This is a genomic window from Georgenia sp. SUBG003, from assembly GCF_000715355.2.
In the GTDB taxonomy this organism is placed as follows: Bacteria; Actinomycetota; Actinomycetes; order Actinomycetales; family Actinomycetaceae; genus Georgenia.
The window spans coordinates 3,506,337-3,532,809 of the sequence record NZ_CP180204.1; the positions used below are offsets into that span (position 1 = coordinate 3,506,337).

General features: G+C 74.4%; 28 protein-coding genes, 1 tRNA gene and 2 pseudogenes. 19 read left to right on the forward strand and 12 right to left on the reverse strand.

The window, feature by feature from the left end; genetic code table 11:
- Positions 1-24 precede the first annotated feature (24 nt).
- The 5 genes and pseudogenes from DA06_RS18350 to DA06_RS18370 all read left to right on the forward strand — a co-directional run bounded on the left by DA06_RS18350 (position 25) and on the right by DA06_RS18370 (position 6,133).
- Positions 25-2,079 (forward strand): annotated as a pseudogene (locus DA06_RS18350) (bifunctional aldolase/short-chain dehydrogenase).
- A gap of 82 nt (positions 2,080-2,161) precedes the next feature.
- On the forward strand, positions 2,162-3,703 hold the full coding sequence (locus DA06_RS18355) for an FAD-linked oxidase C-terminal domain-containing protein (protein WP_418605677.1): 1,542 nt from the start codon (positions 2,162-2,164) through the stop codon (positions 3,701-3,703).
- A 344-nt stretch (positions 3,704-4,047) separates the two neighbouring features.
- Positions 4,048-4,461, forward strand: coding sequence for a DUF3499 domain-containing protein (locus DA06_RS18360; protein ID WP_043502834.1), 414 nt, complete (start codon positions 4,048-4,050; stop codon positions 4,459-4,461).
- Positions 4,462-4,477: 16 nt separating this feature from the next.
- Complete coding sequence (locus DA06_RS18365; RefSeq protein ID WP_052436948.1) at positions 4,478-4,702, forward strand: Trm112 family protein; 225 nt, start codon at positions 4,478-4,480, stop codon at positions 4,700-4,702.
- Between the two features lie 216 nt (positions 4,703-4,918).
- A complete protein-coding gene (locus tag DA06_RS18370; RefSeq protein WP_418605678.1) occupies positions 4,919-6,133 on the forward strand; it encodes a cation diffusion facilitator family transporter in 1,215 nt (404 codons plus the stop codon).
- Here DA06_RS18370 and DA06_RS18375 read toward each other — a convergent pair.
- Positions 6,042-6,950, reverse strand: a complete 909-nt coding sequence (locus DA06_RS18375; RefSeq protein ID WP_043502836.1) for a glycine betaine ABC transporter substrate-binding protein — start codon at positions 6,948-6,950, stop codon at positions 6,042-6,044. The two genes, DA06_RS18370 and DA06_RS18375, sit on opposite strands and share 92 nt — an antisense overlap.
- A gap of 83 nt (positions 6,951-7,033) precedes the next feature.
- The gene (locus DA06_RS18380) at positions 7,034-7,906 is read right to left on the reverse strand and encodes an ABC transporter permease (protein ID WP_043502839.1); all 873 of its coding nucleotides are present in this window, start codon (positions 7,904-7,906) and stop codon (positions 7,034-7,036) included.
- On the opposite strand from DA06_RS18380, the gene DA06_RS18385 reads away from it, so the two are divergent.
- The 3 genes from DA06_RS18385 (at position 7,884) to DA06_RS18395 (ending at position 10,216) form a co-directional block, all read left to right on the forward strand.
- Entirely contained in the window at positions 7,884-8,282 is a 399-nt protein-coding gene (locus tag DA06_RS18385; RefSeq protein WP_418605679.1) for a hypothetical protein, read from the forward strand. The genes DA06_RS18380 and DA06_RS18385 overlap by 23 nt on opposite strands.
- A gap of 142 nt (positions 8,283-8,424) precedes the next feature.
- Positions 8,425-9,078 (forward strand): NAD(P)-binding domain-containing protein, encoded by a 654-nt coding sequence (locus DA06_RS18390; RefSeq protein ID WP_052436949.1) that lies wholly within the window; start codon positions 8,425-8,427, stop codon positions 9,076-9,078.
- Positions 9,079-9,175: 97 nt separating this feature from the next.
- Positions 9,176-10,216, forward strand: coding sequence for a hypothetical protein (locus DA06_RS18395; RefSeq protein WP_052436950.1), 1,041 nt, complete (start codon positions 9,176-9,178; stop codon positions 10,214-10,216).
- A gap of 9 nt (positions 10,217-10,225) precedes the next feature.
- On the opposite strand, the gene DA06_RS18400 is transcribed toward DA06_RS18395, so the two are convergent.
- The 3 genes from DA06_RS18400 to DA06_RS18410 all read right to left on the reverse strand — a co-directional run bounded on the left by DA06_RS18400 (position 10,226) and on the right by DA06_RS18410 (position 12,437).
- Positions 10,226-11,200: an aldo/keto reductase gene (locus tag DA06_RS18400; RefSeq protein WP_043502852.1), complete on the reverse strand. Its 975-nt coding sequence runs from the start codon at positions 11,198-11,200 to the stop codon at positions 10,226-10,228.
- A 166-nt stretch (positions 11,201-11,366) separates the two neighbouring features.
- Positions 11,367-11,933: an isopentenyl-diphosphate Delta-isomerase gene (gene idi, locus DA06_RS18405; protein WP_043502854.1), complete on the reverse strand. Its 567-nt coding sequence runs from the start codon at positions 11,931-11,933 to the stop codon at positions 11,367-11,369.
- A gap of 33 nt (positions 11,934-11,966) precedes the next feature.
- Complete coding sequence (locus DA06_RS18410) at positions 11,967-12,437, reverse strand: MBL fold metallo-hydrolase (RefSeq protein WP_052436951.1); 471 nt, start codon at positions 12,435-12,437, stop codon at positions 11,967-11,969.
- A 689-nt stretch (positions 12,438-13,126) separates the two neighbouring features.
- Here DA06_RS18410 and DA06_RS18415 point away from each other — a divergent pair.
- Entirely contained in the window at positions 13,127-13,663 is a 537-nt protein-coding gene (locus tag DA06_RS18415; protein ID WP_418605683.1) for a hypothetical protein, read from the forward strand.
- A gap of 25 nt (positions 13,664-13,688) precedes the next feature.
- Here DA06_RS18415 and proB read toward each other — a convergent pair whose 3' ends face one another.
- On the reverse strand, positions 13,689-14,843 hold the full coding sequence (proB, locus tag DA06_RS18420; protein ID WP_043502865.1) for a glutamate 5-kinase: 1,155 nt from the start codon (positions 14,841-14,843) through the stop codon (positions 13,689-13,691).
- Positions 14,844-14,872: 29 nt separating this feature from the next.
- Positions 14,873-15,163 carry a hypothetical protein gene (locus DA06_RS18425; protein ID WP_043502863.1) on the reverse strand — a complete coding sequence of 97 codons (291 nt, stop codon included), beginning with the start codon at positions 15,161-15,163 and terminating at the stop codon, positions 14,873-14,875.
- A 337-nt stretch (positions 15,164-15,500) separates the two neighbouring features.
- Between DA06_RS18425 and DA06_RS18430 the strand changes: the two genes are divergently transcribed.
- Positions 15,501-15,776, forward strand: a complete 276-nt coding sequence (locus tag DA06_RS18430; RefSeq protein ID WP_418605684.1) for a hypothetical protein — start codon at positions 15,501-15,503, stop codon at positions 15,774-15,776.
- The gene (locus tag DA06_RS18435; RefSeq protein WP_418605685.1) at positions 15,740-16,936 is read left to right on the forward strand and encodes an FAD-binding oxidoreductase; all 1,197 of its coding nucleotides are present in this window, start codon (positions 15,740-15,742) and stop codon (positions 16,934-16,936) included. The genes DA06_RS18430 and DA06_RS18435 overlap by 37 nt, the downstream gene beginning before the upstream one ends.
- Before the next feature lie 198 nt (positions 16,937-17,134).
- Here the strand turns inward: DA06_RS18435 and DA06_RS18440 are convergent.
- Both DA06_RS18440 and DA06_RS18445 read right to left on the reverse strand, forming a co-directional pair.
- Positions 17,135-17,500: pseudogene (locus DA06_RS18440) on the reverse strand (3'-5' exonuclease); the annotation flags it as partial.
- A complete protein-coding gene (locus tag DA06_RS18445) occupies positions 17,475-19,295 on the reverse strand; it encodes a UvrD-helicase domain-containing protein (RefSeq protein WP_418605686.1) in 1,821 nt (606 codons plus the stop codon). The pseudogene DA06_RS18440 and the gene DA06_RS18445, both read right to left, overlap by 26 nt.
- Between DA06_RS18445 and DA06_RS18450 the strand changes: the two genes are divergently transcribed.
- On the forward strand, positions 19,294-19,551 hold the full coding sequence (locus tag DA06_RS18450) for a glutaredoxin family protein (RefSeq protein ID WP_043502873.1): 258 nt from the start codon (positions 19,294-19,296) through the stop codon (positions 19,549-19,551). The two genes, DA06_RS18445 and DA06_RS18450, sit on opposite strands and share 2 nt — an antisense overlap.
- Positions 19,552-19,797: 246 nt before the next feature.
- Here the strand turns inward: DA06_RS18450 and DA06_RS18455 are convergent, their stop codons facing one another.
- On the reverse strand, positions 19,798-20,373 hold the full coding sequence (locus DA06_RS18455) for a YceI family protein (protein WP_052436954.1): 576 nt from the start codon (positions 20,371-20,373) through the stop codon (positions 19,798-19,800).
- Positions 20,374-20,629: 256 nt separating this feature from the next.
- On the opposite strand from DA06_RS18455, the gene DA06_RS18460 reads away from it, so the two are divergent.
- The 5 genes from DA06_RS18460 to DA06_RS18480 all read left to right on the forward strand — a co-directional run bounded on the left by DA06_RS18460 (position 20,630) and on the right by DA06_RS18480 (position 23,023).
- Complete coding sequence (locus DA06_RS18460) at positions 20,630-21,115, forward strand: MarR family winged helix-turn-helix transcriptional regulator (RefSeq protein ID WP_043502876.1); 486 nt, start codon at positions 20,630-20,632, stop codon at positions 21,113-21,115.
- A 93-nt stretch (positions 21,116-21,208) separates the two neighbouring features.
- Positions 21,209-21,892 (forward strand): histidine phosphatase family protein, encoded by a 684-nt coding sequence (locus tag DA06_RS18465; protein WP_043502870.1) that lies wholly within the window; start codon positions 21,209-21,211, stop codon positions 21,890-21,892.
- On the forward strand, positions 21,889-22,527 hold the full coding sequence (locus DA06_RS18470) for a TlpA family protein disulfide reductase (protein WP_418605688.1): 639 nt from the start codon (positions 21,889-21,891) through the stop codon (positions 22,525-22,527). Before DA06_RS18465 ends, DA06_RS18470 begins: the two co-directional genes overlap by 4 nt.
- Positions 22,528-22,534: 7 nt before the next feature.
- A complete protein-coding gene (locus DA06_RS18475) occupies positions 22,535-22,783 on the forward strand; it encodes a hypothetical protein (protein WP_418605689.1) in 249 nt (82 codons plus the stop codon).
- Positions 22,784-22,950: 167 nt separating this feature from the next.
- Positions 22,951-23,023 (forward strand) — tRNA-Arg (locus tag DA06_RS18480).
- Between the two features lie 61 nt (positions 23,024-23,084).
- On the opposite strand, the gene DA06_RS18485 is transcribed toward DA06_RS18480, so the two are convergent.
- The gene (locus DA06_RS18485) at positions 23,085-23,645 is read right to left on the reverse strand and encodes a TetR/AcrR family transcriptional regulator (RefSeq protein WP_052436955.1); all 561 of its coding nucleotides are present in this window, start codon (positions 23,643-23,645) and stop codon (positions 23,085-23,087) included.
- Positions 23,646-23,698: 53 nt separating this feature from the next.
- Positions 23,699-24,481, reverse strand: coding sequence for a glycerophosphodiester phosphodiesterase (locus DA06_RS18490; RefSeq protein WP_418605690.1), 783 nt, complete (start codon positions 24,479-24,481; stop codon positions 23,699-23,701).
- 58 nt (positions 24,482-24,539) lie between these two features.
- On the opposite strand from DA06_RS18490, the gene DA06_RS18495 reads away from it, so the two are divergent.
- On the forward strand, positions 24,540-25,433 hold the full coding sequence (locus tag DA06_RS18495; protein ID WP_418605691.1) for a GAF domain-containing protein: 894 nt from the start codon (positions 24,540-24,542) through the stop codon (positions 25,431-25,433).
- A gap of 359 nt (positions 25,434-25,792) precedes the next feature.
- Positions 25,793-26,452 carry a PucR family transcriptional regulator gene (locus DA06_RS18500; RefSeq protein WP_418605692.1) on the forward strand — a complete coding sequence of 220 codons (660 nt, stop codon included), beginning with the start codon at positions 25,793-25,795 and terminating at the stop codon, positions 26,450-26,452.
- Positions 26,453-26,473: the final 21 nt, after the last annotated feature.

The window sequence follows — 26,473 nt, forward strand, 5'->3', positions numbered from 1 at the left end:
TCACCCACCCCGAGGAGCGCACACATGACCTCCGCACCCGAGGACCTCATCGCCCGGTCCAACCGCCTGGGCGCCGACCCGCGCAACACCAACTACGCCGGCGGCAACACCTCCGCCAAGGCCACCGCGACCGACCCGGTGACCGGCGGCGATGTCGAGCTGCTGTGGGTCAAGGGGTCGGGCGGTGACCTCGGCACCCTCACGGAAAAGGGCCTGGCCGTCCTGCGCCTGGACCGGCTCCGCGCCCTGACCGAGGTGTACCCGGGCGTGGAGCGCGAGGACGAGATGGTCGCCGCCTTCGACTACTGCCTGCACGGGCGGGGCGGCGCAACCCCGAGCATCGACACGGCCATGCACGGCCTGGTCGACGCCCCGCACGTCGACCACCTTCACCCCGACTCCGGCATCGCCGTGGCCACCGCGGACGACGGCGAGGCCCTGACCCGGGAGATCTTCGGCGACCGCGTGGTCTGGGTCCCGTGGCGCCGCCCCGGCTTCCAGCTCGGCCTCGACATCGCCGCCGTCAAGGACGCCAACCCCCAGGCCGTCGGGTGCGTGCTCGGCGGGCACGGCATCACCGCCTGGGGCGACAGCTCCGCGGAGTGCGAGGCGCGCTCGCTGGAGGTCATCCGCACCGCCGAGGAGTTCATCACCCGCCGCACCGCGGCCCTCGAGCTCGAGGGCCGCCACCCGTTCGGGAACGTGCGGGCCGGCCACGAGCCCCTGCCCGACGACGTCCGGCAGGCCCGCGCCGCCGCGCTCGCCCCCCGTCATCCGCGGGCTGGCGTCCACCGACGCGCCGCAGGTGGGCCACTTCACCGACTCCGCCGTCGTCCTTGACTTCCTCGCCCGGGAGAAGCTCTGGCCGCTGGCCGAGCTCGGCACCTCGTGCCCCGACCACTTCCTGCGCACCAAGGTCCGCCCGCTCGTGCTCGACCTGCCGGCGAACGCCCCGCACGAGCAGGCGGTGGAGCGGCTGCGCGAGCTCCACCAGGCCTACCGGGCCGACTACGCCGCCTACTACGAGCGTCACGCCACCGCCGACTCCCCGCCCATGCGGGGGGCCGACCCGGCGATCGTGCTCGTCCCCCGGCGTCGGGATGTTCTCCTTCGGCCGCAACAAGCAGACGGCGCGGGTGGCCGGGGAGTTCTACGTCAACGCCGTCAACGTCATGCGCGGCGCGGAGGCGATCTCCACCTACGCCCCGATCGACGAGGCCGAGAAGTTCCGCATCGAGTACTGGGCCCTGGAGGAGGCGAAGCTGCAGCGGATGCCGCGGCCCAAGCCGCTGGCCACCCGCGTCGCCCTGGTCACCGGCGCCGCGTCCGGCATCGGGAAGGCGACGGCGGAGCGGCTCGCGGCGGAGGGCGCGTGCGTCGTGGTCGCGGACCTCGACCTCGACAAGGCGCAGGCGGTCGCGGACACCCTCGGCGGGCCCGACGTCGCCGTGGCCGTCCGTGCGGACGTGACCAGCGAGGACGACGTCGCGGCCGCCGTCCGCGCGGCAGCGCTCGCCTTCGGCGGGGTCGATCTCGTCGTCAACAACGCCGGCCTGTCCGTCTCCAAGCCGCTGCTGGAGACGACGACGGCCGACTGGGACCTCCAGCACGACGTCATGGCCCGCGGGTCGTTCCTCGTCTCGCGCGAGGCGGCACGGGTCATGATCGCGCAGGGCATGGGCGGCGACATCGTCTACATCGCCTCGAAGAACTCCCTGTTCGCCGGCCCGAACAACATCGCCTACTCCGCGACCAAGGCCGACCAGGCCCACCAGGTGCGCCTGCTCGCCGCCGAGCTGGGCGAGCACGGCATCCGCGTCAACGGCATCAACCCGGACGGCGTGGTCCGCGGGTCCGGCATCTTCGCCGGGGGGTGGGGCGCCCAGCGGGCCAAGGTGTACGGCGTCGAGGAGGCCGAGCTGGGGGAGGTACTACGCCCAGCGCACCCTGCTCAAGCGGGAGGTGCTGCCCGAGCACGTCGCGGCAGCCGTGTTCGTGCTCGTGGGGCCGGACCTGGTCCAGACGACGGGTCTGCACGTGCCCGTGGACTCCGGGGTGGCGGCGGCCTTCCTGCGGTAGGCCGCGGTGACGGGGTGACGGGGTGACGGGGTAACGGGGTGACGACGACGCGCCGGGCGACGGGCCCGGCGCCAGTGCCGACATGACGTCCATCGACACCACCGCGCGCGACGACGCGTCGGGGTCCGCGGACGCTGCCGCCTCGGCCGGCGCTGCCCGGCCCGCCGAGGCGCTCGGCCGGGTCACCGCCGAGCTCGCCCGTGCCCTCGGCGCCCAGCAGGTCGTCACCGACCGCCAGCGTCTCCGCACCTACGAGTGCGACGGGCTCGCCCAGTACAAGGTCGTCCCCGGGCTCGTGGTGCTCGCCCGCGACGCCGACGACGTCGCCCTGGCGGTCCGCGCCTGCGCCCGGCACCGGGTGCCGTTCGTCGCCCGCGGCTCCGGGACCGGGCTGTCCGGCGGCGCTCTGCCGCAGGCGGAGGGCGTCCTGATCGTCATGTCGCAGATGCGGCAGATCAGGGAGATCGACGCCGCCGACCAGCGCGCCGTCGTCGACCCGGGCGTCATCAACCTGGCGCTCACCCGGGAGACCACGCCGGACGGCTACTACTTCGCCCCCGACCCCTCCAGCCAGTCGGTCTGCTCGATCGGCGGCAACGTCGCCGAGAACTCCGGCGGCGCGCACTGCCTGAAGTACGGGTTCACCACAAACCACGTGACCGGGCTGAACCTCGTCACGCCGTCAGGCGAGCACGTCGAGATCGGCGGCAAGGCACCGGATCCGCCCGGCTACGACCTGCTCGGCGCTCTCGTCGGGTCCGAGGGGACGCTGGGCATCGTCACCGAGGTCACCGTGCGCCTGACCCGCTTGCCCCAGAAGGTCGAGACCGTCCTGGCCGGGTTCCGTTCCACGGACGACGCCGGAGCGGCCACCTCCGCCATCATCGCCGCCGGCGTCATCCCGGCCGCCATCGAGATGATGGACGCCCTGTCCATCGAGGCCGCCGAGAAGGCCGTCGCCTGCGGGTACCCCGAGGGGGCGGGGGCCGTCCTCGTGGTGGAGCTGGACGGCGCGGCCGCCGACGTCGCCGGGGAGCTGGCCGAGGTGCTGCGCCACTGCGAGGCGAACGGCTCCTTCGAGACCCGCCTCGCCGCGGACGACGTCGAGCGGGCCCTGATCTGGAAGGGCCGCAAGTCCGCGTTTGCGGCTGTCGGGCGGATCAGCCCCGACTACATCGTCCAGGACGGGGTCATCCCGCGCACCGCCCTGCCGCACGTGCTGCGGCAGATCTCCGAGCTCTCCGCCGAGCGCGGGGTGCGGGTGGCCAACGTCTTCCACGCCGGCGACGGCAACCTGCACCCGCTGGTGCTCTTCGACGACGCCGAGGAGGGCGCCGCCGAGCGGGCCGAGGAGGTGGCCGGCGGCATCCTCGAGCTGTGCATCGCCAACGGCGGCTCGATCACGGGCGAGCACGGCGTCGGCTCCGACAAGGCGAAGTACATGCCGAAGATGTTCACCGAGGAGGACCTCGACACCATGCAGGCCGTGCGCTGCGCCTTCGACCCGGAGAACATCTCCAACCCGGGCAAGGTCTTCCCGACGCCGCGGCTGTGCGGCGAGCGGCCGGGGCGGCGCCAGGGCGCCCACCCGTTGCAGGAGGCCGGACTGGCGGAGGTCTTCTGATGGCCGCCCGTACCAATACCGCAGCGCGTCACGGCGGCGCCGGGGCCACAGGCCCGGACCTGGCCGCCCTCGCCCGCAGCCTCGACGGCGCCGGCGAGGTCCGCGAGGCCGGCCCGGAGGACTCCGTGGACGGCGTTCCGGCCGCGGCCGTCGCCCGCCCGACGAGCATCGGGGCGACCTCGGCGCTGCTGCGCGAGGCCACCGGCCAGGGCCTGGTCACTGTCGCCCGCGGTGCCGGCACCGCGCCGGGACCGGCAGCTCGGACTCGCTCATGCCTCGAGGGTAACGGGGCCCACGGCGTGGAAGCGCCGCCCGGCGGGCGCGAGGGGGTAGCGTCAGCAGGCGTGAGAGCCGTCCGCCAGTGCACCAGGTCCGCCTGCGACCGCGCAGCCGTCGCCACGCTCACGTACGTGTACGCGGACTCCACCGCGGTGCTCGGACCGCTGTCCTCCAGCGCCGAGCCGCACGCCTACGACCTCTGCGACGTCCACGCCGAGCGTCTCACCGTGCCCCGCGGCTGGGACGTGGTGCGCCTCGCGACGGAGTTCGTCCCGGCGGCCCCCTCCGACGACGACCTCGTCGCGCTCGCCAACGCGGTCCGCGAGGCCTCACGATCGACGCCGCAGACCACCGTTCCCGCCCGGCGGCCGGGCTCCGCCGTGCCGGCGCCGGTCACCCACCGCCTCCCGGAGCCCGCCGCCGACGGCGAGATCACCCGGCGGGGGCACCTCCGGGTGCTGCAGGGCGACGCCGACTGACCGACCGAGGAGAACGATGAGCCAGCACCCCGCCCCCCGATCCGCCCAGATCCTCGGCATCGACCCGTGGGTGAGGCACGTGCTGCGCTGCCCGGTCACCGGTGCCGACCTCGTCGACGGGACCGGCCCGGACGGTCAGCCGGAGCTGGTCTCCTCGAGCGAGGTCAACAAGCTTGCGTACCCGGTGCGCGACGGCGTGCCGATCCTGCTCGAGTCGGAGGCCCGGCGCCTCGACGCCTGAGGCCAGGCCGACGGCGGCGCGCGAGGCGACGCCCTGCCCGGTGCCCGACCGCACGCCCTGGCCGGCGCGCCCGTCCACCCGGCCTGACCGGCGACCCTCCGCACGGCCGGGCGGTGCCGACCCGGGGGGACAGCTTCCCCCGCACGGCGGGCGCTGCCGCCATGGCCTACTGTTTCCCCGGGCCGGACACGACCGGCCCCGGAGAGGGGATCTGAGATGGCATCGGGCGGCGGTACCAAGGCGGTCGTCACCGCGCTGGCGGCGAACATCGGCATCGCGATCGCGAAGTTCATCGGATACCTGCTCACCGGCTCGAGCTCGATGCTGGCCGAGTCGGTCCACTCGGTCGCGGACTCCTCGAACCAGTTCCTTCTCCTCGTCGCCGGCAAGCGTGCGCAGAAGAAGGCCTCCGAGATCCATCAGTTCGGCTACGGGCGTGTGCGGTACGTCGCGGCCTTCGTGGTCTCCATCGTGCTGTTCACCCTCGGTGGCCTGTTCGCGCTGTACGAGGCGTGGCACAAGTACAGCGACCCGCACCCGATCGAGTCCTGGCAGTGGGTGCCGGTCGCGGTGCTGCTCGTCGCGGTGGCGATGGAGGCCTTCGCCCTGCGCACCGCGCTGAAGGAGGCCGAGCACGCGCGCGGCAAGATGTCGCTCTTCCAGTACATCAAGGCGTCCCGCTCGCCCGAGATCCCCACGATCGTGCTGGAGGACACCGGCGCCCTTCTCGGCCTGGTCTTCGGCCTCTCCGGCGTCGGCATGACGCTGGCGACCGGCGACGGCCGGTGGGACGCCGTGGGCTCGGCCGCGATCGGCGTGCTGCTCGTGGTCATCGCGGTCTTCCTCGCGCGCGAGATGACGTCGATGCTCATCGGCGAGTCGGCGATGCCCGAGCACCACCGTGCGATCGAGGGCGCGATCCCCGGCGGAGGCGTGGAGCGCGTCATCCACATGCGCTCGATGCACCTGGGCCCGGACGAGATCCTCGTCGCCGCCAAGATCGCGGTGTCGGCCGGCAGCAGCGCCGGCCAGGTGGCCGACGCCATCGACGCGGCCGAGCAGCGGATCCGTGCGGCCGTGCCGCTCAAGACCCAGATCTACCTCGAGCCGGACCTGTACGAGGCGGCGGCCGCGGCGGGGCCGGTGGCGGGGACGACGGCGGGCGACCGGCGGCCGGGACGACCCCGGCTCCCGGCACGCACGCCTGAGTCACCGGACTCCGTCCGTCACGCTTTCCGCCGGGGACGGCCGGCGGGTCCCGGGACGACGTCGTGGCCCGCAGCCGGCCGGGCTGCGGGCCACGAGGTGTCGGCCGCCTCGCAGCGGCCGACGGAACGGGCTACGCGAGCCCGAGGCCGCTCAGGAAGTCGGGGTTCTCCTCGAGCCAGGCGTCGACCGAGGCGGCCGGGTCCTCGCCCCCGTTCTCGTTGAACATGATGTTCTCGAGCGCGTGCAGGTCGTCGGCGTCCATCGTGAAGCCCTCGATCATCTCGGCGACCTCGGGATACTCCTCGGAGAAGCCCTTCGTGCCGTACGTGTAGATGTCGTCGGGCTCGCCGAGCGCGCCCTCCGGGTCCTCCAGGTTCTTGATCGGGTAGGCGTCGTAGGCCCAGTGCGGCTCCCAAAGCGTCACGACGATGTTCTCGCCGGCGTCGGTGGCGGCCTCGAGCTCGGCCAGCATCGCGGGCGTCGAGGAGATGGCGAACTCCATGTCCTCGAGCCCGTAGGTCGGGATGACCTCGTTCTGCGTCTGCTGCGTCAGCCCGGCGCCGGCCTCGATGCCGACGATGCGGCCGCCGAACAGGTCCGCGTTCTCCGCCAGCTCGTCGAGGGAGTCGATCGGGGCGTCCTCGTTGACCGCGATGGTCAGCGGGGCCTCCTCGAGCCACATTCCCAGCTCCTCGAGGTCGTCGCCGTACTGCTCCAGGTACGAGGCGTGTGTCAGCGGCAGCCACGTGTCGAAGTTGACGTCGTAGTCGCCCTCGGCGAGGCCGGTGAACACGACGCCCGCGTCGGCGGTCTCCAGCTCCACCTCGTAGCCCGCCTCGGTGAGGATGTGCTCCCAGAGGTAGGAGACGGCGATGCCCTCCTCCCAGCCGGAGTGGATCCCGATGGTGATCGGCTCGGCGCCCTCGGGCCCGGAGGCCGCGGTGCCGCCCTCGTCCGCCTCGCCCGAGCTGCAGGCGGCGAGCGTGAGAGCGAGTGCCGTGGTGGCGAGCAGCGCGCCGGGGCGCTTCAGGTTCTGCATTCCGTTTTCCTTCCGTGAGCGCGGACGCGCTCGGGTTGTCAGCCGGTTCGGCGTGTTTCTCGGGGGGTCAGGTTTCTCGGGGGTCAGGCGTCGGCGGTGCGCAGCCTCAGCGCGCGCGAGACGGGGGCGCGGTCACCGAGCGCCGCCGTGACCCGGTCCAGGTACATGGCGAGGATGACCACGGCCAGGCCGGCCTCGACGCCGAGGCCGATGTTGACGCTCTGCAGCGACTGGACGACCGGCTGGCCGAGCCCCGGGGCGCCCACCATGCCGGCGATCACCACCATGGACAGCGCCAGCATGATGACCTGGTTGATGCCGGCCATGATGGTGGGCAGCGCGAGCGGCAGCTGGACCTGCCGAAGGATGCGTCCCGGAGTCGCCCCGAAGGCGTGGCCCGCCTCGACGACCTCCTTGTCCACCTGCCGGATGCCGAGCTCGGTGAACCGGACGCCGGGTGCCATCGAGAAGATGACGGTGGCGACGATGCCCGGGACGACACCCACGCGGAAGAGGATCACCGCCGGCAGCAGGTAGACGAACGCGGGCATCGTCTGCATGAAGTCGAGGACCGGGCGCAGCACGGTGGAGACCCGGTGGTTCCGTGCCGCCCAGATGCCGAGCGGGATCCCGATGCCGACGGCGAACACGCTCGCCACGATCACCAGCGCGAGGGTCGACATCGCCGCGCCCCACTGGTCGACGCCGGAGACGACCACGAAGCCGACGAGCGAGCCGAGCGCGAGACGCCAGCCCTTGGCCAGGAACGCCAGGGCGGTCAGGGCGAGCGCGACGATCCAGAAGGGAGGCTCGGCGAGCACCAGCTCGAGCCCGTCGAACACGGTGCTGAGCACGGTGCCGACGCCGTCGAAGAAGGCGTCGAAGCTGTCGGTGAGCCAGTCGACGACGGCGTCGGTCCACTCGCCGAGCGGGATGCGGAAGAACTGGTCCGTCATCGCACGCCTCCTTCCACCGTGGCGGCAGCGCTGTCGGCGCGGCCCTCCAGGTCGGCGGCGTCGCCCGTGTCGACGGCGTCGGCCGCGTCGAGCGGGCCCGCCGCGTCGGCGCGCCGGCGCCGCGCCGGCCGCGACCGGCACGCCCGGGCCGCGCCGGATCTCGCTCGACCTGTGCGGTCGCGACTACGAGACCTGCCGCCGCGAGCTCGCCGACGCCGTCAACTCGCTCTGGCGCGGTGACACGCTCAGCATCACCAGCGGGCCCGAGCTGCTGGCGCTGCGCTTCGAGCTCGAGACCCACCTGCCCGCCGGCTACCGGTGGTCCCTGCCCGCCGGTACGGCGGACCGTTCCGTCACCACGGTCGAACGGCTCTGAGCCCCGCCGCCCGGGCGGTGTGACCTCCCCCCATCTCCCCCGTCCGGAATCGGACGCCCTCCCCGCGCCGTTGCACTGTCGCCGGCGAACCGCTGGTGGCGCGCGGCCGGCATCGGCCGGCCGGACGACGGAAGGGTTGTGGGTGAGCAGGGTTCGCACCATCGGCGTCCTGGGCGCCGGGCGGGTCGGCACCGCCGTCGCCCGGCAGGCACTGCGAGCGGGTTACGAGGTGCTGGTCGCCACCGCGTCGGACCCGTCGCAGATCGCCCTCATCGTCGAGGTGACGGCCCCCGGCGCCCGCGCCGTGACCGCGGCCGAGGCGGTCGGTGGCAGCGACGTCGTCGTGCTCTCCGTGCCGATGCGGCGCTACGACACGCTGGACCCGGCGCTGCTGGCGGGCCGGGTCGTCGTCGACGCGATGAACTACTGGCCCGCGACGGACGGCCGTCTGCCGGTCATGGAGGGCGAGCGGTCCACGTCCGAGGTGGTCCAGGACTTCCTCGCCGGGGCGCGTCTGGTCAAGACCCTGAACCACATCGGGTACCACGAGCTGGAGACGGACCACTCCCCCGCCGGCTCGCCCGGGCGCCGCGCGCTCGCCGTGGCCGGGGACGACGACGAGGCCCGCTCCCTGGTGGGCGAGGTGGTCGACCGCCTCGGCTACGACGTCGTCGAAGCCGGTCCCCTCGCCGCCGGGCGGGTGCTCGAGCCCGGCACGGAGATCTTCGCCGGCAGGCACGACGGCGAGGCCCTCCGGGCGCTCCTCGCCACCGTGAGGGAGCCCGCGAGGTCCTAGGGCGCCGCGCCTCGGGACTCATCCGGACGCGGCCGCCGCGTCGTGCTCCCTTCCCCCTGCGGACGTCTTCCGGACCGGTGGCGCCCCGCCTACGGTGTTGTGGTCCAGCAGGGCCTCCGGCCCGTGCCGGAGGCGGAACATCGGAGTTCGCCATGGCCCGGTCCCACCTCCTCCTCCCAGCCCTGGCGGTCGTCCTCTCCGTCGGCGCCGCGCTGCCCGCAGCGGCCGAGACGACGGTCCTCGCGACGGGCACGGCCACCACCGGGCCCTGCCCGACCGGATCGAGCTTCCCGACGGGTTCCAGCCGGAGGGCATCGCGACCGGGCGCCACGGACCGACGGCGTGGGTCGGCTCCCTCGCGGACGGCGACATCCTCCAGCTCGACCTGCGCACCGGCGCCCGCGAGCTCCTCTCCGAGGGGCCCGGCACGCCGACGCTCGGCCTCACGGCGGACCGGCGCGGGCGACTCTTCGCCGCCGGCGGGCCGAGCGGCGAGGCACGGGTCGTCAGCACCCGCAGCGGCGACGTCCTCGCCACCTACGAGCTCGCCACGGGCACCACGATCGTCAACGACGTCACCCTCCTCGACGGCGTCGCCTGGTTCACCGACTCCTTCGCCGCCGTCCTGCACGGCGTGCCGCTCGGACCGGGCGGCCGGCTGCCCGACCAGGACGAGGTCGTGCACCTGGAGCTGCGCGGCGAGTGGCGGCAGGTGGCCGGGTTCAACGCCAACGGCATCGCGTCGACTCCTGACGGCGACGCGCTCCTGGTCGCCAGCACCGCCCTCGGGACGATCTTCCGGGTCGACCCGGAGACCGGGGAGGCGGAGGAGGTCGACCTTCCCGACGTCGCCACGACGGTGCCGGACGCGACCGGGCCGGTCCCGTTCGCCGACGGGCTCCTGCGCCGGGGCCGCACTCTCTACGTCGTGCAGAACACCGCCAACCAGGTCGCGGTGCTGCGGCTGGACGACGAGGGCGAGCGGGCCCGGCTGAAGGACGTCCTCACCAGCGAGGACTTCGACGCGCCGACGACGGCCGCGATCTACCGCGACTCGCTGTACCTCCCGAGCGCCCGGTTCCGCACCCCGCCGCTGCCGCCGGACGCCGCGTACTGGGTCACCCGCGTCGACCGCTGACGGGCGGCCTCAGAACAGCGCGACCCTCGGCGTGCGCGGGAAGAGCTCGTCCAGCTCCGCCTCGTCCTGCGCGGTCGGCACCCACGACGCCGCGGCGGCGTTCTGACGCACCTGCTCCGGCGTCGTCGCGCCCGCGATGACGCTGGCGACGGCGGGGCGCGAGGCGAGCCACGAGAAGGCGACCTCGACCTCGCTGAGCCCGCGGTCGCGCGCGAAGCCGCCGAAGGCCCGCAGCTGGTCGTAGTCGGCCCGGTCGAGCAGCTCCTGCCGGGACCGGGTCAGCCGGCTGCCGGCGGGTGCCGTGCCGCCGCTGTACTTGCCCGTCAGCAGGCCGTTCGCCAGCGGGAAGTACGGCAGCACCCCGAGGCCGAAGTGGCCGGCGGCGGGTACCACCTCGAGCTCGGCCCGCCGGTCGAGCAGGTTGTAGTGGTTCTGCGCCGAGACGAACGGGGTCAGGCCCCGCTCGCGGGCCACGTGGGCGGCGTCGGCGATCTGCCAGCCCGCCAGGTTGGAGTGGCCGACGTACCGGACCTTCCCCGAGGTGACGAGACCGTCGAGCGCCGCGAGCGTCTCGTCGACCGGCGTGAGCGGGTCCGGGGTGTGGAGCTGGTAGAGGTCGATCCAGTCGGTGCCGAGCCGGCGCAGCGACGCCTCGACCGCCGTCACGATGTACCGGCGCGACCCCCGGGCGCCGAAGTCGGGCCCGTTCGCGCCGCGCATGTCCATGCCGAACTTGGTCGCCACGACCACCTCGTCGCGCCTGCCGGCGAGCGCCCGGCCGAGGAGCCGCTCGCTCAGGCCCGGCTCCTTGCCGTAGACGTCGGCGGTGTCGAAGAACGTGACACCGGCGTCCAGCGCTGCATGGACGACGGCGGTCGCACCGTCGGCGGACTCCGTCGCCGTGCCGGCCCGGCCGAGGTTGTTGCAGCCGAGGCCGACGACGGAGACGGTGAGGCCGGAACGGCCGAGTCGTGTGTGGTCCATGCCCCGACCCTAGGGAACCCCGCCCGGCCCGACGAACGCGAGGGCCGGCTCGCTCACCCCGCGGGCGCGGGCGGGTCGTGCGCGGGGCGGGTGCCCCGGACACGGGCGCGCCGCGGTCAGCGCGGCGCGAAGAGCAGGCTCAGTCGCACACGTGCGGGCGCCGCGGTCAGCGCGGCGCGAAGAGCCGGCTCAGCCGCGGGTCGGCGAGCTGCTCGACCAGCCACGGGCTGAAGGCCCACGGGGTCGCCCGCACGGCGACGAGAAGGTCCTCGGGCCGGACCCAGCGGTGCTCCGCCACCTCCGTCGGGTCGGGGCTCGGCCCGGTCAGCGCCCGGGCGGTGTGCACGGGGCAGATCTCGTTCTCCACGATGCCGGACGCGTCCACCGCGCGGTAGCGGAAGTCGGGCAGGACGGGCACCGGCTCGCTGATCTCCACGCCGAGCTCGAACCTGCCGCGGCGGTGGACGGCGTCGGCCATCGCCTCGCCCGGCGCCGGGTGCCCGCAGAAAGCGTTCGTCCACACGCCCGGCCAGGTCCGCTTGGTCAGGGCGCGGCGGCTGACGAGGACGCGTCCCTCGTCGTCGAAGACGTGGCAGGAGAACGCGAGGTGGAGCGGCGTCGAGCTGGTGTGCACGCGGGCCTTGTCGGCCGTGCCGACGGCGGTCCCGTCCTCCGCGAGCAGCACCACCTCCTCCGCCTGGGTCTGCTGCGGGGTGGTCGAGAGGTCGGTCATGCCGGCTCACCTTCCAGGACGACGCCGAGGTGGTCAAGCTGCGCCCGCACGCTGAGCGCCGCGGCGCGGCGCCGGTCGGCGCCCAGACGCGGACCGTACACCGCGGTCACGACCTCCTCGACGTCCTCGGCGCCGCCCTGGACGGCGGCCCGGACCTCCCCCCAGCCGCTCCACCCGGTGATCGCGCAGGGCCGCCAGGACCGCGGCCGGGTCCTCGACCGGCGGACCGTGGCCCGGTGCGAGCCGCGTGACCCGGCCCTCCCCCGTCATGGCCAGGAGCGTGTCGAGGGTGCGCAGGTAGTCGGCGACCGTCCCGTCGGGCCAGCCGAGCACGGTCGTGCCGCGGCCGAGCACCGTGTCGCCGGTCAGCAGCAGCCCCTCCTCGGCCAGGAGGAAGGAGACCGAGTCGCCGGTGTGGCCGGGAGTGGCGAGCACCCGTACGGCGAGGCCGCCGACGTCCAGCAGCTCGCCGTCGGCCAGGGGCCCGTACCCGGCGCCGAGCACGGGCGCCCCGTCGCGCGCGGCAGAGGCGCCGCACGGCGACACGGCTTGCCGTCGGCACTGGGCTGCCGCCACGGGGAGGGGGCTGGGCGCGACGCCCCGGCGGACGGGACGGCCGGCGCCCGTCACCCGCCAGGTCGCGGGACCGGCGAGGTCGCGGCCGGGACCGGCGAGGTGGCAATCCTGACACCGCCGCCGAGGCAGCGCGGGCACTCATCGGGGACGTCCTGTCGCCCTCGTGGCCGCCGGGGTGCCGGCGACGTCACGGCGTCGTCGAGCCGGGCGGCTCGGCGCCGCTGCGCGGGGTCAGGCCTGCGGTGTCCGGATGGTCCTGGACCGGGACGGGGTCAGAAGGTCCAGGACCCGCGCATACAGGGACGACAGCAAGAGGTTCCGGCGCGGAAGGATCGGGGGGCCGTCATGGCCGCGGCGTGAAGGGCGAGCTCGGCGCTGGCCGTCGATCCCCTCATCGTTCCTCCGTCGTCCGGTGGCAGCGGCGGGCGCCGCGCCTGCTGACCGATACGCTCGCACGGCCGGGCCGGCGACGTCCGAATCCGCCGCACCGGTCCCGGGATCCGGGACGCTGGTCCCGCTCCCCCGCTTCCGTCCCGCTGGCCGAGACGACGGCGGGACGGTCGATCCGGCAGCGGTGCCTCCCCCCTACTCTGCGGCGCCTCTGGCACACTCCCCGGGTGGACGAGGAGTGCTGGGTCCAGCAGGGCTATGGGGTGAAGCTCGAGGCGGCCGTGATCGTCGCCGACGTGCTCTGCTTCACCACCTGCGTGAGCATCGCCGTCGGGCGCGGGACTGCGGTGCACCCGGCACGCGGGCGTGACGGTCGGGCCGCCGAGCTCGCGACCCGGGTGGGTGCCGAGCTCGCCGTGCCGCGCGACGAGGTCGCTGCCGAACGGCCCTACTCCCTCTCTCCCGCTCAGCTTCTAATGGCCCGGCCTACGCCCAGCGCTGGAGGACCTCCTCGGAGCGGCGGCCGTGGTGGCGGCTCTCGACGGCCGGGTCTCCGGCCCACTCTCTCGCCGGAGGCGGACGCCGCGCGGGCGGTCCTTAGGTCCGTCGACGTCGGCGCGGCGTTGCGGACGTGCGCCTCGGGCGTCGAGCTGGCCGACCGGGGCTGGGCTGCCGACGTCGAGACCGCGGCCGAGCGCGACGCCGACACCGCGGTCCCGCTGCTCGCCGACGGGGCCTTTCTCGACCGCTCGGACGGCAGCTGACCGTCCGCCCCGCCCGGGCCTCCGGTCAGTGCCTCCGGCGCGGGCGCACCTGGGCCAGGTCGTCACGGTGGACGACGGCGCGTGGCAGGGCGTCCCCGTTCTCGCGCAGCTGGTCGGAGGACTTCCCGAGCATGGCCGGCAGCTCGGCCGAGCCGTAGGCCACCAGCCCGCGGGCGACGACACCCTCCGGACCGACCAGCTCGACGGCGTCGCCGGGCTCGAAGGCGCCGTCGACCCCGGTGACGCCGGCGGCCAGGAGGGAGCGCTTGCCGTCGGTGACGGCGCGGGCCGCACCGGCGTCGAGGTGCAGCCGCCCCCGCACCTGGGCGGCGTGCGCTAGCCAGAGGCGACGGGCCGACTTGCGCCGGCCCGTCGCGGCGAACCACGTGCCGACCTCCTCGCCGGCCAGCGCCGGCTCGACGTTGGCCGCTGAGGTGAGCACGACCGGGATGCCGGAGCCGGTGGCGATGGAGGCCGCATCGAGCTTGGTGACCATGCCACCCGTGCCGATGTCGCTGCCCCGGCCGGTGACCTCGATCCCCGCCAGGTCGGACCCGGCGGTGACCGTGCTGATCAGCCGGGTGCCGGGGCGCGACGGCGGCCCGTCGTAGAGGCCGTCGACGTCGGTGAGCAGCACGAGGGCGTCGGCGCGCACGAGGTGCGAGACGAGCGCCGCGAGGCGGTCGTTGTCCCCGAACCGGATCTCGTCGGTGGCCACGGTGTCGTTCTCGTTGACCACCGGGACCACGCCGAGCGCGAGCAGCCGCTCGAGCGCGCGCTGGGCGTTGGCGTAGTTCTGCCGGCGGATGAGGTCCTCGGCCGTCAGGAGCACCTGCCCGACCGTCTGACCGTGCGAGGCGAACGCCTCGGTGTACCGGGCCACGAGAAGTCCCTGACCCACGGAGGCCGTGGCCTGCGCCGTCGCGAGATCCTTCGGCTTACCGGGCAGGCCGAGCGGGGAGATGCCCGCCGCGATGGCACCGGAGGAGACGAGCACCACCTGCGTCCCGGCCGCCCGCCGTGCGGCGAGGACGGAGACGAGGTGGCGCAGCGAGGACAGGTCGAGACTGCCGTCAGGCCCCGTCAGCGAGGACGACCCGACCTTGACGACGATCCGGGGGGCGCGCCCGACCTGCGCCCGATCGGCCAGCGGCAGATTCACGCGGACATCTTCCCGCATCCCGCGGACCGTCGGTCCGGCCGTCCACGTCACGGCAGGGGCGAGCGCCGCGGCCCACGTGGCCGACGTCGCGGCGCGGGGGCTACACCTGCCGGGGGGCTGCGGTGCCCGCCGTCCGGGCCCCGCTGCACCGAGTCCTCCTCGGCGCCGGCGTTGAGGTCGCCGCCACCCTCGTCACCGTGCACCGCGGGCGACGGGCTCAGAGCGTCGCCGGAGGCTCCGTCCGCCGCCTCGTCCGGCCGCTCCCCGCGCGGATGGGCGCCTCCCTCACGGACCCAGTCCGACTGCCCCGGCTGCTGGTCGTTCTCGCTCTGGCTCATACGCCTACGGTGACACCTCGGTCCCGTGGCGGCATCCCGGAGTCCCGGGTGTCACGTCGGTGTCGCGCCGGACGTTCTCGAGCTCTCCCGACGGCGCGGCGCGGACCGTCCTGGGCGTCCGGACGGCGCTGCGCCGCCGTGCCCGGCTACGTTTCGGGCCGCTCTCACCCTTGAGGGCCGGGACACCTCGGGCGCATGCTGGGGAACGCGCCCGCCGTCGGACCATCCGGCCATCACCGTCGCCGGCGGGGTCCGGACCACCGGCCCGCACCGTCCGCGGGCCCCGGGACCCGCTCCCCCTCGGTGCTCCCGCGGGCGGCCTGGCGAGGAGAGACCGATGGACGACCGAAGGACCGCCCCCGAGACCGCCGTCGACGACCTCCGGGGCCAGCTCAGGGGGACGGTGGTCACCGCCGACGACGACGGGTACGACGACGCCCGCCGCGTGTGGAACGGGATGGTCGAGAAGTTCCCCCTCGCCGTGGTGCGGGTGGCCGACGAGGCCGACGTGGCCACCGTCGTCGCTACGCCAGCCGCAACGGTCTCCCGCTCGCGGTACGCGGCGGGGGCCACGGGGTGGCCGGGTACGGCACCGTCGACAAGGGCCTGGTGATCGACCTCGGTCAGCTGAGCACGGTGGACGTCGACCCCCGCGAGGGCACCGTGCGGGTCGGCGGCGGCGCCACGCTCGCCGACGTCGACCGTGCCACCGTCCCGCACGGGCTCGCCGTCCCGCTCGGGGTCGTCTCCGGGACCGGCGTCGGCGGCCTCACTCTGGGCGGCGGCGTCGGCTGGCTCACGCGTGCCTACGGCCTGGCCGCCGACAACGTGGTGGCGGCCGACCTCGTGACCGCGTCCGGCGAGCGGGTCCGCGCGAGCGACGCCGAGAACCCCGAGCTGCTCTGGGGCCTGCGCGGCGGCGGGGGCAACTTCGGCGTGGTCACCTCGTTCACGTTCCGCGCCCACCGCCTGCCGGTGCACGAGCTGTGTGCGGTGAACTTCGTGTACGCCGAGCCGCACTGGCGCTCGGCGCTGGCCGCGTGGGAACGGTGGACCCGCGACCTGCCCGACGCCATGCAGTCGATACTGACGTTCATCGTGCCCCCTCCCGAGCTCGACGCCGGCGACGAGCCGCTGCTCATCCTCGCCCTGGCGTGGGCCGACCCCGACGACCAGGCGGCCGGCGAGCGCCTGGTCGACGAGCTGCGCCGGGCGGCACCGCCGGACGAGGAGGAGCGCGAGAGCGACTGGGTGGCCTGGCAGTCGGCGTTCGACGTGCTCGCCACCAAGGGCAGGCGCGGGTACTGGAAGAACACGTCCTTCGACCGCCTGGACGACGAGGTCATGGACGTCGTCCTCCGCCGCGCGGCCGAGCAGCGCTGGGTCGGCACCGGCATCGACATCCACCACATGGGCGGGGCGTTCGCACGTGTTCCGGAGGACGCGACGCCGTTCCCGGCACGCAGCGCCCGCTTCTGGCTCAACATCTACGGCGTGTGGGAGGACGCCGCCGACGACGCTCCCCGCACCGCCTGGGTGCGCGGCTTCGCCGACGACATGCAGCCGTTCTCCACCGGCGGTCTCTACGTGAACTTCATGGGCCGCGAGCCGGCCACCGGCCCGGACGCGGCGCGGGACGCGGGGGCGCCCACCGACCCCGAGGCGGCGCGCCGGGTCTACGGCAGCGAGAAGCTCGCCCGGCTGGTGTCGCTGAAGCGTCGTTTCGACCCGCAGAACCTCTTCCGGCTCAACCACAACATCTCGCCGGGCTGAGCGGGGGAGCGGGTCGACCGGCCACCGCACCGGCGGCGTCTCGGTGTCGGGGTTCTCCGCGTCCGCCGGCGGTTCCGACGCCCATGCACCGTCGTCGTCGGCGTCGAGCAGCAGCCCGGCGCGCCGCGGCTCGTCCAGGAACCGCGAGGGCGGCAACGCAGTCCTGCCCGTCCGGAACCACGATCCCGAGAGCAGCAGGGTGTGCTTGGCGCGCGTCAGCGCGACGTACGCGAGCCGCCGCTCCTCCGCCACCCGGTGCGCGCCGGCGGCGTCCCGGAAGGCCACCCGTGCGTCCTCGACGTCGGTGTGCGTGGCGGCACCGGCCACGTCGAGCCGCGGCAGGGCGTCGGCGTCCTTGCGGAGCGGGTAGGGCAGCTCGCCCACGTTCGTCAGCCAGGCCGAGCTGGCCACCGAGCGGTCGGGCCGGACCTTGCCGTCGTAGCCGGGGAACTGGGTCTCGACCATGCCCGGGACCGCCACGACGTCCCACTCGAGCCCCTTGGCGGCATGGACGGTCAAGACCTGCACGACCGCCGAGTCAGGCTCCGTCTCCCCCGTCTCCACGGCGTCCAGACCGCGCTCGCGTTCCTCCGCGGCGTCGAGCCAGGCCAGGAAGGCACCGAGCGTCGCACGGTCGGTGTCGGCCGCGAAGGTGGCAGCCACCTCGGCGAACGCGTCCAGGGCGGCGCGGGCCGCACCGGCTCCGCCGGCCCCCGCGCGTGCGGCCACCTCGATATCGAGCTCGAGAAGCTGCTCGGTGGCCACGACGAGCTCGGGCAGGGACAGATACCCGAGAGAGCGGACCTGGCGAAGGACGTCGCCGAGGTGCCGAACGCGGGCGGCTCCCGCGTCGCTCATCGTGTGCCCCCGCGGACCGGTCCAGCCGGCGTCCGGAGGGTTCTCGACGGCCTCGACCAGGCTCGACTCCTCGCGCGGGTCGAGACGCCGCTCCTCGTCCGCACTGAGGGCGACGGCGGCACGGCGGGCCAGGTGACGTGCCCAGTCCTGCAGCGCGTGCAGGTCCGTGATGCCGAGGCGCAGGTTGGTCAGCAACCGCATCAGGGCGTCGCCGCGGGAGGCGTCGTGCGCCGCCTGCAGCGCGGCGCGGACGTCGACCACCTCCGGCGTGGCGAGCAGACCGCCCATCCCGATCACCCGGTACGGCAGACCGCGCTCCTGCAGCGCGCGGACGACTCCGGCGAACTGGCTGCGCTTGCGGCACAGCACGGCCGCGGTGTCCTCCCCGGCCGGCGTCCAGCGCCGGGCCAGGAACTCCGCGACCCCGGGTGGCCTCCTCCCGCTGGCTGGTGGCGTACAGGCCGATCACCTCACCCTCGGCGGCGTCGGGCCGGGCGCGCAGCTCGGGCACCTCCACCGACGGTCCCGGCGCGGCACCGGGTGCGCGCAGCGGCTGCGACACCACGTTGGCGGCGGCGAGGATGCTCCTGCCGTTGCGCCACGACGTGCTCAGGGCGAGCGTCGTCGCCGGCCGGGTGGCGCCCTCGGCGGCAACGTGCGGGAACCTCTCCGGGAACTCCGCGAGGGACGCCGCCGAGGCGCCCCGCCAGCCGTAGATGGCCTGGTTGGGGTCACCGACGGCGGTGACTGCGTGACCGTCCCCGAAGAGGTTGGAGAGCAGCTCTAGCTGGGCGACGGAGGTGTCCTGGAACTCGTCGAGCAGGACCACGCGGTACTGCTCGCGCAGCTGGGCACCGACCTCCGGCACCGCGTCGGCGATGCGGGCGGCGAGGGCGACCTGGTCGGCGAACCCGATCAGCCCACGGTCACGCTTGCGCCGCTCGTAGGCCTCGACGACGTCCAGCAGGGCGATGCGCTCCTCGATGGCCGCGGCGACCTTGAGAACGTCGGCCGACGGCCTCTTCCGGCGGTCCGGGGACCTGTCGAGCAGGTCCGAGCGCAGGTCGGCCAGGAGCTCGCGCGCCTCGCCGGGGTCGAGGAGGTTCTCGCCGAGCCCGCCGGCCAGCCCGAGCACGGCCTGGGTGACGGCCCCGGGCGAGCGTTCGGTGGCGAGGTCCTGCTCCCAGCCCTGGACGACGTCGTCCGCCAGCTGCCAGGCGCCCGCCTCGGTGATGAGCCGCGCGTCGGGGTCGGCCCCCACGCGCAGGGCGTGGTCGCGGGCGATGTTCCCGGCGAAGGAGTTGTAGGTCGCGATGTGGGGCCGGTCGACGTCCCCCCCGGACGCGGTCCACGGCGGCCTGCACCGGCGCGCGTTCCTCGGGGACGTCCACCCGCGCCAGCGTAGCGGCGCGGGTGGCAGTCGGTCGTGCCCACCTGACCGTCCGGGGCCGCGGTCCGCGCGGCGGGCAGAGGAGCGGTCGTACTCTCGGAGGATGGACATGACCGCTGACCCCAACGTCGACGAGGCGCGCGTCGTGCTGTACGGCCGCGCCGGCTGCCACCTGTGCGACCAGGCGCGCACCATGCTCGAGCGGGTCCGCGAGGACACGGGAGAGAACTTCGTCGAGGTCGACATCGACGCCGACGAGACGCTGCGCGAGCGCTACGGCGAGCTCGTGCCGGTCGTGACGGTGGACGGCGTTCAGCAGGGGTACTGGCGGATCGACGCCGGCCGGGTGCGCGCCGCCCTCCGCTGAGAGGACGCACGCCCGCCCTCCGCTGGGGGCACGTACGGGCCCGCGCCGCCCTCCGCTGAGAGGACGCACGCACGCACCCGGGAAGACCCGCGGCCTGCGTGCGCGGGTGCTCGGCGCCTCGTCCCACAGGCCCCGGACAGCACGACGGCGGCACCTGGGGGGAGGTGCCGCCGTCGCGGATCTGCGGGCGGCCGCGCCGCCGGTGAGGCGGCGCGCCGCCGGAAAGCCGTCGGAGCGGCAGGAGGATCAGGCGTTCGTCTCGCCCTCGGCGGACTCGGCCGCGTCCTCGGCCTGCGGGGTGGCCTCGACCTCGAGCAGGATCTTGACCTTGTCGCCCACCAGGACGCCGCCGGCCTCGAGGGCCGCGTTCCAGGTCAGGCCGAACTCCTTGCGGGAGATCTCGGTGGAGGCGGAGAAGCCGATGCGCTTCGTGCCGAACGGGTCGGTCGTGGCGCCGTTGAACTCGGCCTCCAGCGCGACCGGCTTGGTCACGCCGTTGATGGTGAGGTCGCCCTTGAGGGTGAACTCCTCGCCGTCGCCCTCCAGGCCGTTGGTGACGAAGGTCCAGGTCGGCTTGTTCTCGGCATCCCAGAAGTCGGCGGAGCGGAGGTGGCCGTCGCGGTTGGCGTCGCCGGTGTTGATGGAGGCGGCGTCGATGGTGACGATCGCGGAGGACTCGGGGAGGTTCTCGGAGACCTCGATCTTGCCCTCGAACTTGTCGAACTTGCCGCGCACCTTCGAGATGCCGGCGTGGCGGACGCTGAAGCCCACCTCCGTGTGCGACGGGTCGATGACGTAGGTACCTGCGGGGATGGTGCTCACGAAGCGGTCCTCCTTGGTCCGGTTCCCGGCCCTCGGCAAGGGCTGGAAGTAGTTGACTTTTGAACTATATACTCAGGGTGCGAGGTGAGCGCAAGAGGTGGGACATCAAGGTCCGGTGAACGGACCGTGACCGGATCCGCGCGCCCCGCCCTAACATTTGCGGCACGACGAGGATTCCGCCTCCCACGGGACGTCGGGGCCGCAACGAGAAGCCAGCTGTCGCGCCACAGAGGTGGCGCCGGACGAGGAAGGCACCATGCCAGCACCGAGGTTCCCCGTCGTCACCCCGCGGTGGCTCGACGCCGACCAGCAGCGCGCCTGGCGCCGCTACCTGCGGGGGAGCGCCAGCCTGCAGGAGGTCATCAACCACGACCTCGAGCAGTCGGCCGGGCTGTCGCTGAGCGAGTACGAGGTGCTGGTGCGGCTCTCGGAGGCCGAGGGGCGCACGCTGCGCATGTCCGCGCTCGCCGACGAGCTCGTCCACTCCCGGTCACGGCTCACGCACACGATCCGCCGCATGGAGGCTGCCGGCCTGGTCGAGCGCACCACCTGCACCGAGGACCGTCGCGGTGTCAACGCCACCCTGACCGACAAGGGGTACGCGCGGCTGGAGGAGGCCGCACCCGGGCACGTCGAGTCCGTCCGTGCGCGCATGGTCGACCGCCTCACTCCCGAGCAGCTGGGCCAGCTCGGCGAGATCATGGCCGTCTTCATCGAGGGCGACGAGAGCGCCGAGGACTGACGGGAGCGCCGGCCGACGTCCTCGCGCGTGAGTCTGGCCACCACCACGGTCGCGGGTTCGGGGGAGTGCCCGCGAGTTTGCGACACTGAACCCATGCAGCGAACGACCGTCCACCTCATGCGGCACGGCGAGGTGCACAACCCCGATGGCATCCTGTACGGCCGGATGCCCGGCTACCGCCTGTCCGGCCGCGGCCAGGAGATGGCCGCGCGGGTGGCCGACGTGCTGCACTCCGGCGGTCACGACGTCCGCGTCGTCGTCGCCTCCCCGCTCCAGCGGGCCCAGGAGACCGCGCTGCCCTCGGCGACCTCCTTCGGGCTCGACGTCGAGACCGACCCGCGCCTCATCGAGGCCACCAACCACTTCGAGGGGGTCGCGGTCAACGCCAACCGCATGGTCCTGGCGCACCCGCGCAACTGGGCCGCGTACGTCAACCCGCTGCGGCCGAGCTGGGGCGAGCCCTACCGCGCTCAGGTCAGGCGCATGCGTGATGCCGTCGCCGGCGTCCTCGACCGCGCCGAGGGCGGCGAGGCGCTCCTCGTCAGTCACCAGCTGCCCATCTGGGTGACGCGCCTGCACCTCGAGCGCCGCCCGCTCGCGCACGACCCCAGGCGCCGGCAGTGCTCCCTCGCCTCCCTCACGTCGCTGACGTTCGAGGGTCGCCGGCTCGTCGGGCTCAGCTACTGGGAGCCCGCGGGCGAGCTGCTGCTCGGTGCCACCGACATGGTGCCCGGCACCTCGGCGGCCGCCGAGAACGAGGGGGAGGCGGGCGCGTGAGGGTCCCGGCCCGCGTCGGCGCCGCGCGTAGCGCCCGGTCCGCCGTCGTCCGCTCCGCCGTCGTCCGCTCCGCCGTCGCCCTCGGGCTGGCGGCCGCCCTGCTGGGCGGCTGCGCCCCGGGCGGCACCACCGAGGGGGCCGGCGCCGTCGACGCCGGCTACGAGGCCGGGGACGGCTCCTTCACCACGTGGGACGCCGGGGAGCGCGGCGACCCTGTCGAGCACACGGGCACCAGCTACGACGGCACCGAGATCGACCTCGCCGACTGGCGGGGCGACGTCGTCGTCCTGAACTTCTGGTACGCGGCCTGCCCGCCCTGCCGCGCCGAGGCGCCCGATCTGGCCGCCGTCCACGACGACTACTCCGACCAGGGCGTGCAGCTGCTCGGCATCAACCCCAGGGACGACGCCGGAACCGCCCAGGCCTTCGAGCGCACCTTCTCCGTGCCCTACCCCTCGCTCCACGACGAGGGTGCCCGCGGCGTCGCCGCCCTGGAGGGGCTCGTCCCGCTGCAGGCGATGCCGTCGACCGTCGTGCTGGACAAGGAGGGGCGCGTGGCCGCCCGGATCCTCGGCCAGGCCGACCCGACGATCCTGCGGGGCCTGATCGACGACGTCCTGGCCGAGGGGGCCTGAGCGCACCGTGTGGGAGCAGATCGCCGAGGTCTTCCAGCGCACCGTCGTGGACGGGTCGATGCTGGCGGCGCTGCCCGTGGCGGCGATCGCGGGGGCGGGTCTCGTTCGCGTCCCCGTGCGTCCTCCCGCTGCTGCCCGGCTACGTCGGCTACCTCGGCGGGATGGCCGGCACGGACGCGGCACTGACCGCCGGCTCGCGCGGAGGACGGTGCGGATCAGTGCGGCGAGCTGGGCTGGGGTCACCCGGTCAGGGTAGTACGAGCCCGGGACGGCCCGAGATTCCCGTCCGCTTCCGCCGGTGCGGCCCTCGTCACAGCACCCGCCCCGCCGTGACCTGCACCACTCCCCCCGCCCTGCGGCCGCGACGGAGGTGAAGGAGCGCCCTCACGGCTGATAACATCACCAGGCGCTGTCAGCAGCGGCGCCCCTTTAGCTCAGTGGATAGAGCGTCTGCCTCCGGAGCAGAAGGTCGCTGGTTCGAATCCAGTAGGGGGCACCGAGACCCCGAGCCCCCGCCGTCGCCGGCGGGGGCTCCGTCGTCCCGGCGGCCAGTCCTCTCAGCGCCCGACGAGCACCTCGACCAGCGGCGCCGGCAGGCCCTCCACGAAGGCGCGCGCCGTGACGCGCGGGTCCGCGCCGAGCAGGACCGCCTCGAGCGCCCCGTACGAGGCGAAGCCCATCACCCGCGCCACCGTCGGGGCGTCCGTCCCGAGCACCGTGACGCTCTCGAGCGGGACGAGGGTGCGGCCCGCCGCCTCGATGAGGCGGTCGGTGACCGCCCGGGTGAGGGACGGGTCGCCGTCGGGGCCGACCAGCGCGGCGTACGCCCGCCGGCGGTCCGCGGCGTGGTCGAGCAGGTCCTCCAGCCACTCCGTCCTGAAACTGCCGGCGTCGAGCGCGTCGATCCGTTCGAAGAGCTCGCCCAGCACGGCGCCGGCGAGCTCCGTGACGGTGCTGAAGTGCTTGTAGAACGTCGTCCGGTGCACGCCGGCGGCGCGGCACAGCGCCGCGACGGACACCTGCGCCAGCGGCGCCTCGACAACCATCTGCGCCATGGCACGCCCCAGCGCCGCGCGCGTGCGGCGCGTCCGAGGGTCCAGGTACCCGTCTGAGCTCACCGCTTCATCATGCCGCCGTTACCCGGGGGCGGGTGGCCGAAATGGATTCGCGATCAGTGCCAGGGGCCCCGTGCGGTGAGCACGTCGCGCAGGACCCGCGGGCGGTCCGAGACCAGCCCGTCGACCCCGAGGTCGAGGAGCGCGTGCATCTGTGCCGGCTCGTCGATCGTCCAGACGTGGACCGCCAGGCCGTGGCGGTGCGCCGCGGCGACGAACCTCGGCGTGACGACCGGGACCCCACGGTGCGAGACGGGGACCTGGGTGCACACCGCACCCTCCGCGGGGCCCGGCAGGCGCCGCAGCGCCCACCGCCGGGCCGGACCGGGCAGCCGGGACGCCGCCGCCAGGCGGACGATGTCCCGGCGCCCGAGGCTGGTGGCGACCCCCGGTCCGAGCGCGGACCGCAGCCGGGCGAGGCGTGCGTCGGAGAAGGACGCCAGGCACACCCGGTCCGCGGCACCGGAGCGCCGCACGGTCTCGACCAGCGGCGCCACGACGGCGTCGTTCTTGGCGTCGATGTTGACCCGCAGCCCGGGGAAGTCGCCGAGCAGCTCGTCCAGACGCAGCAGACGCTCGCCCGAGCGGTCCGGCAGCCGGGAGAGCCGGGCCCACGTCATCTCCCCGACGGCACCGGTGCCGTCGGTGACCCGGTCCACCGTGGGGTCGTGGGAGAGCACGACCACGCCGTCCGAGGTCGCGTGGACGTCCGTCTCGAGGTAGCCGAGCCCCAGCGCGACGGTGTGCTCGACGGCGGCACGGGAGTTCTCCGGGACCTCCAGCCCGCCGCCGCGGTGCGCCAGGGCGATGGGGCCGGGTCCGTCGAGGTACGCGCTCACGCCCGACATCCTGCCCGATCGACGCGGGCGGGCACGCCCGCACACCGACGCGGGAGCCGTGGCAGCTTCCCCGTCGCGGACCGCCGTCGGCCACAATGACGGGCGTGGAAGGCACGGAGTACCTGGAGCTGCTGGCGCGCGACGCCCCGCCCGCCGAGTTCGAGGGACCGCTGCTCGCGGCCCGCACCGCGGGCGCGGCACCGACACCCTCGAGCGCCTCGAACGGGCCAAGGCGCTCGCGCTGCAGGTCCGGAGCGTGCTGGAGTCCCGCCGGCGCCGGGAGACCGAGCTGACGGCCCTGTTCGAGACGGCGAGCGACCTGGCCTCGCTCACCGACGTCGACGCCGTCCTGGAGGCGATCGTCCGGCGTTCGCGCCAGCTCCTCGGCAGCGACGTCGCCTACCTCTCCCTCAACGACGAGGAGGCCGGCGAGACCTACATGCGGGTCACGGCCGGCTGCTCCTCCGACCTCTTCCGCGCGGTGCGGCTGCCGATGGGGGCCGGCCTGGGCGGTCTCGTGGCGCAGACCGCGACCCCGTACGCCTCGGCCGCCTACTTCCAGGACGAGCGCTTCCACCACACCGACGGCATCGACTCCGCGGTGGCGGACGAGGGCATCACGTCCATCGTGGGGGTCCCGCTCCTGCTCGGCCGGCGGGTCATCGGGGTGCTGTACGCGGCCAACCGGACGGTGCGGCCGTTCGGCCGCAGCGACATCGCCCTGCTCAGCTCCTTCGCCGCGCACGCGGCGATCGCCCTCGACAACGCCCGCCTGCTCAGCGAGACCCAGCTCGCGCTCGGCGACCTCCGCGCGGCCGGCGAGGAGCTGCGGAGGCGCACGACGAGCGTCGAGCGCGCCGCCGACGCCCACGACCGGCTGCTCGAGCTGGTCCTCCAGGGCGGGAACGTCGACGACGTCGCGCGCGAGGTCGGCGAGGTGCTGGGGGGGTGACGTCGTCACGGTGGGAACGGACGGCGCGCCGCTGAGCGGGCCGCAGCAGCCCGGTGCGGCGGACGTGAGCGAGCCGCACTCCGCGGTCGCGCGGCTCGCCGTGACGACCAGCCGCACCTGCACCGGCGAGGGCGTCGTGGCAGCTCCGGTGCTCGCGGGCGGGGAGGCGCTCGCCGCGCTCGTGCTGCGCCGGGAGGAGCCCCTCGACGAGGCGGACCGCCGCATCCTGGAGCGGGCCGCCCTCGTCACCGCACTTCAGCTGCTGTTCCGCCGGTCCGTCGCCGCCGCCGAGGAGCGGGTGCGCGGCGAGCTGCTCGACGACGTCCTGCTGGGACGGGACCCGCAGGGGCTGCGCGAGCGTGCCCGGCTCGGCGGGGGCGGACCTCGACGCCCCGCACGCCGTCGTCGTCACCGGAGGTCCTCGGGCGACCGTTCCCGGGCGGTGGGGGCGGCCGCGTTCCTGTCGGGCGGGCACGGCGGCCTGCTCGACGCTCCAGGACGGTCGCCTCGTCCTGGTCCTGCCTCGCACGGAGCCGCGCGAGGCCGCCCGGATCGTCAGCGCGGAGCTCCGCCGGGCGACCGGCCTGCCCGTGACCGCGGGCACGGCCGGACCGGCGCGCGGTCCGGCCGAGATCGCCGCCGCCCGTAACGAGGCCGCCCGCTGCCTGCAGACGCTGCTCGTCCTGGGCCGCCGGGGCGAGGTGGCCGGCGTGGACGACCTCGGCTTCGTGGGACTCCTGCTCGGCGACGACCGGGACGTGCCCGCCTACGTGGGCTCCGTGCTCGGGCCCGTGCTCGACTACGACGCCCAGCGCGGCACCGCGCTCGTCGAGACGCTCCGCACCTACTTCGCGCACGGCGGCAACCTCGGCCGCACGGGTTCGGCGCTGCACGTCCACGCCAACACCGTCACCCAGCGCCTCGAGCGGATCACCCACCTGCTCGGCGAGGGCTGGAACACCCCTGACCGCCAGCTCGAGGTCCAGCTGGCGCTGCGACTTCACGCCCTTCTGGACTGACCGCGCGCCGTCGGTCGGTAC